Source organism: Enterobacter sp. Li2LvB3, from assembly GCF_056156645.1.
Genome location: NZ_JBSICG010000030.1, coordinates 60,598 through 69,625 on the forward strand (window position 1 = coordinate 60,598; position 9,028 = coordinate 69,625).

Genomic DNA, 9,028 nt, shown 5'->3' on the forward strand with positions numbered 1-9,028 from the left:
ATAAAAACTATAAAAACTATATAGTTAACACCATTTCTGCGTGATGCTATCACACTCTATATAGAGATTAAGCCAGCACTGCCGCGCAGACAGGACATACGAAGGCCTCCCGTCTAAAGTACAAAATCACCCCAGTTCAAAAGAATGATGAATGGTCTAAACGGAAAACTTTAGTGCTTGTGGGGAGCTGGTGTTCCTGACCTGCTCTCCGTTAATTATGTAGTGGTCAATAAAAACTGGCCACTGCGTTAGAGTTTTTCCAGTATCGACTTTCCGATTCGTTTGGTGATAACCCACCGTTATATTCGTGTGGTCTTAGTGCGCTATAATATCCAACGATATAGTCCGTTATTGCGTGAGCTACATCGCTGAAGCTTATGTAACCTGTCACCGGCACCCATTCGTTCTTCAGACTCCGGAAGAAGCGTTCCATTGGACTATTATCCCAGCAGTTTCCGCGCCGACTCATACTCGGCCTGATCCGGTATCGCCACAGTAACTGCCGGAACTGCCTGCTTGTATAATGACTGCCCTGATCGCTGTGGAACATGACTCCGACGGGCTTGCCGTGCGTTTCCCATGCCATTTCCAGCGCTTTCATGGTGAGTCTGCTGTCCGTTGCCCAGCCCACTGGTTTCCTTGCGAACAGGTCGAGAACAACGGCGAGGTACGCCCAGGGCTTACCTGTCCAGATATACGTCACGCCGCCGCACCACACCTGGTTTGGCTCTGTTACAGCGAACTGTCGCTCAAGATGATTCGGGATAGCAACTTGCTCACGACCGCCACGCCTGTACCGGTGAGTGGGCTGCTGGCAACTGACCAGCCCCAGCTCTTTCATGAGCCTGCCAGCGAGCCAGCGCCCCATCTGGTAGCCTCTCTGAGTGGCCATTGTGGCGATGCTTCTTGCTCCGGCTGAACCGTGGCTTATGCCATGTAGCTCAAGTACCTGACTGCGTAATACAGCCCGTCTGCCGTCTGGCTTTTCAGGACGTTTTTTCCAGTATTTGTAGCTGCTGCGATGAACCCCGAACACATGGCAGAGTGTGGCCACTGGATAACGCGCCCTGAGTTTCCCGATTATCGAGAACTGTTCAGGGAGTCTGACATCAAGAGCGTGGTAGCCTTTTTTAGAATATCGTTTTCCATTTCAATGCGTTGCAGCTTTTTCTTTAGCTCACGTATTTCGATTTGTTCCGGCGTTATTGGGGCGGCTTTTGGCGTTTTGCCCTGACGCTCATCACGCAGTTGTTTGACCCATTTCGTCATCGTGGAAAGACCAACATCCATTGCTTTAGCAGCGTCAGGGACGGTGTAATTTTGGTCAACATCAAGCTGAGCGGATTCGCGTTTGAATTCAGGACTAAAATTTCTTCTTTTCATTGGCGCACCTGTGTTGTTCTGAAGTGAGCATATCACCTCTGTTCAAGTGCCCAAATTCAGTAAACCACTACAAATGATTTTTTCCCGGAGATACTCATGAGCTTTAGCGACATCAACACCGGTGTTGTTCTTCCTGCCTGTGTAGAATATTACGCGAAATTTGGCATGCAAGTCCCTGACGGTGAACCCGGCTCTAACCCAGGCTCGTTGAGCAAATATTCTCGTTTGAGTGTTTATGTGGTTGTTGGTCCAACGACGGGATATTCCTGATCGGGATTGGCCAATCGACCTGTAAGACCTCCATGTTAAAGGCCCGAGAGCGGTTAAGTCCCGGGCCTTAATTACGTTTCCGTCACTTTCAGAAGAATGCGCGGATCAGGTCCAGAAAGACGACTAGCGCCTTCAGAACGATGATTGCTTTATCGATAAAAGCTCCCATCCGTTTCTCCAGTTTAACTGGAGGAAATCTCCGCTGCTTAATCTTACATTGCCTGTCACAACGGGTATCTCACTGTTAGGTGAAGAGTGACTTCCTCCGGTCATGGCCACCAACTCAAAACCGGAAATGTATTAAAACCCGATCTCACCAGTCGGTTTTTTTTACATCAAAACTATGCCCTACCCTACCTGCTCAGTATCATCTTTTCTGCATACGCGAATATCAACGTTGTGGTGGTACAGTACGAAAGTGGGGGTGATCGACCTGAAGAAAAAGTCGAGCACCATGGGTAAGGGATGTTAAAAAGTGTTCACCATGTCCCCGGACCGTACACAAACATGGGGCAGGAGCAACAAGATGCTCCACATCAGGTCGGTCCCGCCCAATTCGGTTACAATGCCCGTTTCAGCCTATTGAAGGCACCGTGATTTGGTAAGTTTCACCGTATCGTTCAAGTTTCCAGCGATAAATTCGATCGTCACCGAGATGATCGCTTATAGTGCCACCAGACAGGATTTAACCAGTCAGAGATACCGGGAATCTTTTGTTACCTGGCGATGAGCGCGAATACCCCCCAGCCAAAGTATTCCCGCGCGTACGTCACGTGGCGTTTCGGCGAGATGTTTAGCTCTGCCCTGGCCTCGGCGAGGATTAGCCTCCAGCCAGAGGCGCATGGTCAGCCATTTCGCGGCTTCATACCGGTCCCAGCCTTCCTGATCTGCCAGTACCATTTCCACCACGTCGTAGCCGAGTTCATCGAACGCACTCACAAGCCCTTGTAGCGTCAGGAAATCAGCCTTCGAGCTGACGCCACAGGACTGGGCTATCTCGTCCGTTGCCGGAAGCTGACGCCAATAGGGCTCACCGATGAGCATGATCCCGCCTGGTTTCAGGCTTTGCGCCAGCAGTTCGACGGTCCCGTCAAACCCACCGGCAATCCATGTCGCGCCAACGCAGGCGGCCACATCGCATTTCTCTTCTGCCACATATCCGGCGGCGTCGTTATGAATGAAATGAACCCGGCTGCTGACGCCGAGTTCTTCTGCGCGGCGTCTGGCCTGCTCGCTGAACAACTGGCTCATGTCGATACCGACGCCGGTAATGGCGTGATCCCGTGCCCAGGTACAGAGCATTTCGCCCGAGCCGCTGCCGAGGTCCAGAATGCGGGTCTCCGGCTTCATGCGCAGCACACGGCCAAGCGTGGCGTACTTCTCTTCGGTGAACGGGTTGTGGATGCGGTGTTCGCTTTCACTGATGGTAAAAATACGTGGGATATCCAATGCGGAATTCCTTTTATCATGTTGAGTATTAAGAGGAAGTTCCTCTGAGGGTTTTGCTTTTTCGGCCAGCAGAGCAAACAGCTTTCCTTCAAATGTCTCGCTGACTGGCCAGTCGTGGCTTTCAGGAGGAGGAAGCAGGGCAAACCCGGCATTGTCGAGCAGGCTTACGTACTCGTCATCGCGCCAGGCCGTCATCTGGCTGCCAAAACGGGTGGTGTGACCATTTGCTTCTATGGCCCAGAACTGCGTTGAGCTGGTCTGGGCTTCTTCATCCCAGCCATGTTCCGTCAGCAGCAGGTGAGGGACGTCAAGAAACAACCCGTCCGGACAGCGTTGCCAGCTCGCTTCAGCCATTCCCTGACGTTTAACTTCGTCGAAAGTATGGACTTCAGTGAGCAGCCTGCCACCCGGCTCCAGCCACAGTGCGCAGCGGCTGACGAGCGAGCACGCATCTGCCGTGCTAAAAACATTCAGTTCCCCGAACGTCATCATGATGAAATCGAACGATTTATCCGGCCAGTATGCGCGGATATCCTGCTGGACATAGTCGATGTTCAGACCGGCATTCTGCGCCTGCTGACGGGCCCAGCTCACGGATGCCGGTGAGAAATCCACACCGGTGCAGTGAAATCCGCATTCCGCTAAGCGGTGGGTATAAAAGCCGGGGCCGCAGCCGAGATCGAGGATATGTGCGCCAGGGGGTAACTGGCTGGCGATCCATTCGACCTGCTGCTCAATAACCTCCTGCCTGCGGCTGGCCCAGTCGTGCTCCTGCGACAAATGGTTCGCCAGCATGCGCTGGCTGAAAGCCGGTTCATCCCAGGGAATTTTGCTCTCCTCCACTGACAACTGGATGTGTCGGGATGAGGAAATAAGGGTGCTGATATCCATCATGCTCTCCTTAGCGGTTATCAAGCTGTGCGCGAACGTTATTCAGCCCGGTGGTGTTGATGCGGTACGGCTGACCGTTGACGGACTTGATCAGTTTTTTGGTTTTGAGTTTTTTGAAGGTGGCAAGGGTGCAGTCGGTGAGCAACAGCCCTTCGCGGGTGTAGCATTCAACGGCGGTGACGCGGCCAGACGCATCGCGGACGTGCGCAATACGGCCACCTTTGGCGAGAACGTGTAAGGTACGTTGTTCCTGACGGGATAAATTCATACTGGAAAACCTGTTTAATCATCATGTGCAAAACGTGCAAACACACAGCGGTGTCCGCATTCGATTTCGGCGCATTGATAATCAGTCCGGCCTGAAAAGGTCGGGGAACTGATTATCGGATGATTACATTCTCCAGCATCAAAGCCTCGGGTTGAGTTGAAAGGTATTTACGGGGTGAATAATAACACCTGGTTTTTGTAAGTGAATATCCTGAGCTGAAAAGTGTGATCCAGATAGGAGCCGGTGAAGGTCTCTTTTATTGAATAGCCGGACATTTTTAACTGTAAAGGGGCTTCCGAGAAATGAATACTTCAGCTCCCAAAATCGTAATACACAAACGCTAACTTATTCCCGTCCGGATCGCGTACATAAGCACTATGGAATCCTTGCCCGTAATGCGGCCTGTGATCCGGCGCACCTTCATCTGCGCCTCCCAGACTAAGGGCAAGCGCATGCAACTGCTGGATGTGTTCAAACGAGCGGGTATTCAGCGCAACCACGTGCAATTGCCAGCGCCCGCTGGTTGCATGTTAAAGGGCCTGCCAACGCACAACCAGATGGCATGGTTATCACTGAACGTCCCCCAGGATGCGCCTTCTTCATTATGGTCAGCCTTTGGATGTCCAGGCTATTACATCAGTGGATCGTAGAACCTTATGGCTCGCTGTAGATCGTTAGTACCCAGCATTATGCAGGAAAACATATATCCTGCTTACTCCTACTTACCTTATTGCCCCTGGCAACTTGCCGGTAATGCGGCCTGGACCTGCTGCAGTCTTAGTTTTAGAAGCCGGGACACCAGAATAACGACGGCAATGCCGGCCATCAGCGCCATGCCGTGAAAAGCTATCCTGCCGCCGGCATGAACGTAGATCCAGCGGGTCGCTTCGATTGAAACAGCAAAGGTGCCCAGGACCAGGATATTCAATGTGGCTGATACGGTACCTTTTGGCAGGCTGTGGGAAAAGAGCGTGAAGCGGAACAGTACGGGGTAGATCAGCCCAATCCCCAGAGCGTAGAGACTCGTACCCAGTACTGACCATACCCAAGCGTGCGGCCATAGCAGATTGCCAACCAGCAGCGTCAGCAGGCCGGACAGTTGTATTGGGACGGTAGACCAGATAAAACGTGGCGACGTCGGATCTTTGATAAACTTTGCGACGATTGCGCTGGCAATAATGATCCCGCTGAACACCGGCACCTGTGTCCAGGCATAGGCTTCGGAAGACATACCGCTATGCTCAATCAGGATCACAGGAGAGAGCGCCACCCATGTGATGATCGGCAGGTTACCAAAGGCCACCGCCAGTGAGCCGGTCAGCACCACGGGATGGCTGAACGCCGCGATGAAATCAGACAGCACTTCACACGGCTTAAACCCGCGTCCCCGAGAGACGACGGTTTCCGGCATGTTGAAGAATAGCAGGGCCCATGCGACCAGACCAAACGCGCCAATAATGGCAAACAGCAGCTTCCAGTGCATGACTGCCATCAGCGCGGCGCCAGCCACCGGACCGATAACCGGCGCGAGCAGGACGATGGAGGTCAGCATGGCCATGATCCTGATGGCGTCCTTTTCACCAAATACTTCCTGAATCGAGACGTAGCCCACGGTCGAGATAAAGCAGATGCTGGTGCCCTGAATAACACGGGCGACGAAGTACTGCTCGATTGAGGTGACAAGCAGCATACTCAGGCAGGACAAGGCGAAAACCAGCGCGCCGGTTAACAGCACAGGCCGGCGGCCAATACGATCTGAAAGGGGGCCCAACAGCCATTGCAGCGCCAGTCCACCGGCCATGTACAGGCTGACGGATGCCGGTGCCAGCGTCACATCCGCCTCTAGCTCATTGATGATGTTAATGATACCTGGCTGAATAAGATCTGTTGTCAGGTAGGCTGAAAAATCATAAATCATCATCGCCAGCGGAAACAACATCACGCTGCCGTAGTGAACTAAACGTCGTGCTGGGCTGTTCATGCGGGGCTCCGGTTAATATCACGTCCTGTGTCTTTTTATCTGTAAATCACCTTCCGGTCAGGCTTTCGAATAAGTGTGGTTTACTCGTCCGCTTTATGGGCCCAGGCGGGCATTGCCGTCAGATAACGTTTTGCCCGCTTCCGTGCTTCTTCCGAGCCGACTTTTTGCCATGAATCGAGAAACTCAGCCAGGCCATTTACGGCCTCTTCCCATGGTTTCAAGTTACCCTCCGCATCACTACACCATGCGCAATATTGCTCGCTGGCTACATTGACATCCCGTTCGGATATTGGCATTCCGCAAGCCTGACAAAATCTTTCATTCTGTTCCATAACGCGCTCCTTCGGTTGTTTATTTGTCTACTAAATATACAAATTTGTCGCGCAGCATTCAGTGGTTCAGATCAATAGAACCCGCAGTAAACTTCATGAATATTGATTGAACTCATTTACCGGATAATTGCCGCTTTGCTAGTCTCGGCATATCACTTTGGACGCCGACAGGATTTTTGCGTTGAAAATCTTTTTTTAACCCGCTGAAAAATATCTCTTAAATATTTTTCGTACATAAACATTCATGGTTCGTTCAGTACGGATCAGGTTTTGTATGGGTTAAAAAAGGTACGTTATGAAAGTCATATGAATTGTCACGCCTGTGGGGTATCAGCGCATCGCGAAACGATGCCCTTCATGCAACATTAAACGGGACTTCACGCCGTCAGGGGCATTTCGGGTTAATTCTCAAAAGAAAGTGTTGGACGTGTGGAGTATCTATAAATGCACACACTGTGATTACACCTGGAATATCTCCCTGTTTTCGCGCCTACACGTCAGCAAAATTGACCACCAGCTTTATCATCGGCTAATGATAAACGATGCGGCTACGGTACAGCACTTTGCAAGTGATATCGCGATACTGAAGCGGAACAACGCAGAGCTATCGGGTCGGCCTAATTTTACCGTTCAGGAGCGCTGGCCGGTAAGCATCACTGCCCACCAGCGGGTCCGCGTTCGTGTCAGGACTTCCCGTTCATTTCAGGTCAGCCTGCTGTCGATTTTGAAGCAACAGCTCATGCTGAGTGCAGGTGAAATTCTGAAAGGGGTTGAGGCAGGACAGATCAGCGGCGTTACGATGAAGATGCTTAAATCGAGAAAGCTGAAGGCAGCGGAATATGAATCCCAGCTGTCTGCGGAAACGTTGTATGCCCGGCGCAGGATTGTTCTGACACGTTGTTAAAAATAAGAAGCTCACCCCAGGAAATAAACGTCAGTATGGCAGCCGTTCAACATAATAACGGATAGGCCAGGGATAGGGTGGGCTTCTGTTTTTCAGCTTCTGAATTGAGAACTTTAGTGAATGGGGTGATAGAGCATATCGTTTGAATTATGCCGAGTCTAATGGTGCTTTAAGGATTGGGATATCGGGAAAGGCGTAGCTTATAACGAATGGTTTGTATCAATGGCCGCGTGAATCGGCAATGCGTTGTTGTAACCATAATTCGACTTCGCTTTTCTTCCAGCGGGAGCTGCGGCCCAGCTTAATTGGCTTCGGGAACAGTCCGTCTTTTATCAGCTTGTAAAACCACTTGTCCGTCAGCCCTGTAAGCTTCGTGATGAACCGCATATCCACCAGTTGGTCATCAAGCAAAGAAATTTGTTCTGTCATGATGCAGTCTTCCATTGTGGGATTATCCTGAGCTGGTGGCTGATTACTCGTTACCACCAGCCCTTCCACATCAATGGATTGATACGTAAAAAAGTGCAGAACGTAAGTTACAACGTGCGAGGACGCCCCAGTCCACTGGGGGGCGGTACCTCACTGGCTCCGTAGTGATAGTGACCGTGCTTTTGCTCTTCTTTGGCGAGATAGCTGATAATGTAGCGCAGGTTATCAATGGCTTCGGTATCATCGTAGTTCACCGGTCTATCAATACTGAATTCATAAGAGGGTTTGTATTCGCAGCGGTTGTAATAGCCTTCTCGTCGCGTTATTTCCCGCCATATTGTTCCTACTCTCTCAGCTATTGGGTAGGTAGCCTGGTTAAGGTGCCTGTCGAGATAGAACACGATATGGGCATGGCAGCCGTGGTCTACAGAATTCTCGAGTACCCAGAAATACCCAGCCAGATTTGTGTGCTGCATGGTGCGTTCAACCAGCATGCGTACTTCTTGCTCGGTTTCGTTCCATGAATGACGTTTATAACGCTCTGTACCTTTCTGATAGAACAGGTCGAGTCTGAGTGCCTGTATTCGTGAGTATCGGTTCAGTAGCTGATTCAGGTGGTCATTGATCAGAGACAGTAGAAACCAATTCATCGTATATTTGGGGTTAAAGGGGTAAGGTGTGTGCATTGATTTATCCTTTGTCAGATGGAGTACAAAGGATTGGGATGAGATGTAATTTTTAAGAGAAGCGGGGATACGGCAGATACAGGGAACTGTGTATCCAGGGGAATACAGGCAGGGTTAATGATTGGGGGAAGGAGCTGTGAACAGGTGGTATAGAAACAGGGAGTGCCCCTTAATTATACTAAAAACCCAAATGTTCATATCTGCTGTTAAACGATTCTAATGAGATGAACAGAGGAGGATAGTAGAGTAAAAATCACAGGAATAACGCAGTAAAATGTCAGAGTATTATCACAATAAAATCAGCAGGATATCAGTAAAAAATCAGTCATTCCTCAGCTTGTGACCCGCCTCCCTCTACCTAAAAGGTGCTCATGCTAATCTGTATTCGGGAGCCAGAATTAGAGGGAAGAGACGATGTTGCATTACGATATGATC

At 50.6% G+C, this 9,028-nt stretch carries 9 protein-coding genes and 4 pseudogenes; 2 read left to right on the forward strand and 11 right to left on the reverse strand.

What is annotated here, in order from left to right:
- Positions 1-226 precede the first annotated feature (226 nt).
- Positions 227-1,383 (reverse strand): IS3 family transposase gene (locus tag ACS603_RS20635; RefSeq protein ID WP_474944814.1). Its coding sequence is split into 2 segments (ribosomal slippage): positions 227-1,134 and positions 1,134-1,383, totalling 1,158 coding nucleotides; the frame shifts between segments, so codons are not numbered across the junction.
- Between the two features lie 96 nt (positions 1,384-1,479).
- Between ACS603_RS20635 and ACS603_RS20640 the strand changes: the two genes are divergently transcribed.
- The gene (locus ACS603_RS20640) at positions 1,480-1,653 is read left to right on the forward strand and encodes a hypothetical protein (protein ID WP_474944815.1); all 174 of its coding nucleotides are present in this window, start codon (positions 1,480-1,482) and stop codon (positions 1,651-1,653) included.
- Positions 1,654-1,741: 88 nt separating this feature from the next.
- Here the strand turns inward: ACS603_RS20640 and dinQ are convergent, their stop codons facing one another.
- The 8 genes and pseudogenes from dinQ to ACS603_RS20680 all read right to left on the reverse strand — a co-directional run bounded on the left by dinQ (position 1,742) and on the right by ACS603_RS20680 (position 6,574).
- Positions 1,742-1,822 (reverse strand): damage-inducible type I toxin DinQ, encoded by an 81-nt coding sequence (dinQ, locus tag ACS603_RS20645; protein ID WP_474944821.1) that lies wholly within the window; start codon positions 1,820-1,822, stop codon positions 1,742-1,744.
- A gap of 362 nt (positions 1,823-2,184) precedes the next feature.
- Positions 2,185-2,320 (reverse strand): annotated as a pseudogene (locus tag ACS603_RS20650) (LysR family transcriptional regulator); the annotation flags it as partial.
- Positions 2,321-2,369: 49 nt separating this feature from the next.
- Positions 2,370-3,102: pseudogene (locus ACS603_RS20655) on the reverse strand (SAM-dependent methyltransferase).
- A gap of 366 nt (positions 3,103-3,468) precedes the next feature.
- Positions 3,469-3,996, reverse strand: a pseudogene (locus ACS603_RS20660) (class I SAM-dependent methyltransferase); the annotation flags it as partial.
- A gap of 7 nt (positions 3,997-4,003) precedes the next feature.
- A complete protein-coding gene (locus ACS603_RS20665) occupies positions 4,004-4,261 on the reverse strand; it encodes a YjhX family toxin (RefSeq protein ID WP_004131894.1) in 258 nt (85 codons plus the stop codon).
- A gap of 311 nt (positions 4,262-4,572) precedes the next feature.
- Positions 4,573-4,964: pseudogene (locus ACS603_RS20670) on the reverse strand (VOC family protein).
- Between the two features lie 24 nt (positions 4,965-4,988).
- Positions 4,989-6,242 carry an MFS transporter gene (locus ACS603_RS20675; RefSeq protein ID WP_474944816.1) on the reverse strand — a complete coding sequence of 418 codons (1,254 nt, stop codon included), beginning with the start codon at positions 6,240-6,242 and terminating at the stop codon, positions 4,989-4,991.
- 80 nt (positions 6,243-6,322) lie between these two features.
- Positions 6,323-6,574: a zinc ribbon domain-containing protein gene (locus ACS603_RS20680; RefSeq protein ID WP_474944817.1), complete on the reverse strand. Its 252-nt coding sequence runs from the start codon at positions 6,572-6,574 to the stop codon at positions 6,323-6,325.
- A 310-nt stretch (positions 6,575-6,884) separates the two neighbouring features.
- Here ACS603_RS20680 and ACS603_RS20685 point away from each other — a divergent pair, with 310 nt between their 5' ends.
- The gene (locus ACS603_RS20685) at positions 6,885-7,478 is read left to right on the forward strand and encodes a DUF1062 domain-containing protein (RefSeq protein ID WP_474944822.1); all 594 of its coding nucleotides are present in this window, start codon (positions 6,885-6,887) and stop codon (positions 7,476-7,478) included.
- A gap of 219 nt (positions 7,479-7,697) precedes the next feature.
- Here the strand turns inward: ACS603_RS20685 and ACS603_RS20690 are convergent, their stop codons facing one another.
- Positions 7,698-7,907 carry a helix-turn-helix transcriptional regulator gene (locus ACS603_RS20690; protein WP_072123577.1) on the reverse strand — a complete coding sequence of 70 codons (210 nt, stop codon included), beginning with the start codon at positions 7,905-7,907 and terminating at the stop codon, positions 7,698-7,700.
- 107 nt (positions 7,908-8,014) lie between these two features.
- Positions 8,015-8,593: a YagK/YfjJ domain-containing protein gene (locus ACS603_RS20695; RefSeq protein WP_474944818.1), complete on the reverse strand. Its 579-nt coding sequence runs from the start codon at positions 8,591-8,593 to the stop codon at positions 8,015-8,017.
- Positions 8,594-9,028 lie beyond the last annotated feature (435 nt).

Excerpts from the sequence above, each read along its gene's own strand:
- ACS603_RS20640 (WP_474944815.1), top strand. The coding sequence starts at position 1,480 with ATGAGCTTTAGCGACATCAACACCGGTGTTGTTCTTCCTGCCTGTGTA.
- ACS603_RS20665 (WP_004131894.1), bottom strand. The coding sequence starts at position 4,261 with ATGAATTTATCCCGTCAGGAACAACGTACCTTACACGTTCTCGCCAAA.
- ACS603_RS20690 (WP_072123577.1), bottom strand. The coding sequence starts at position 7,907 with ATGACAGAACAAATTTCTTTGCTTGATGACCAACTGGTGGATATGCGG.
- ACS603_RS20680 (WP_474944817.1), bottom strand. The coding sequence starts at position 6,574 with ATGGAACAGAATGAAAGATTTTGTCAGGCTTGCGGAATGCCAATATCC.
- ACS603_RS20675 (WP_474944816.1), bottom strand. The coding sequence starts at position 6,242 with ATGAACAGCCCAGCACGACGTTTAGTTCACTACGGCAGCGTGATGTTG.
- ACS603_RS20695 (WP_474944818.1), bottom strand. The coding sequence starts at position 8,593 with ATGCACACACCTTACCCCTTTAACCCCAAATATACGATGAATTGGTTT.
- dinQ (WP_474944821.1), bottom strand. The coding sequence starts at position 1,822 with ATGGGAGCTTTTATCGATAAAGCAATCATCGTTCTGAAGGCGCTAGTC.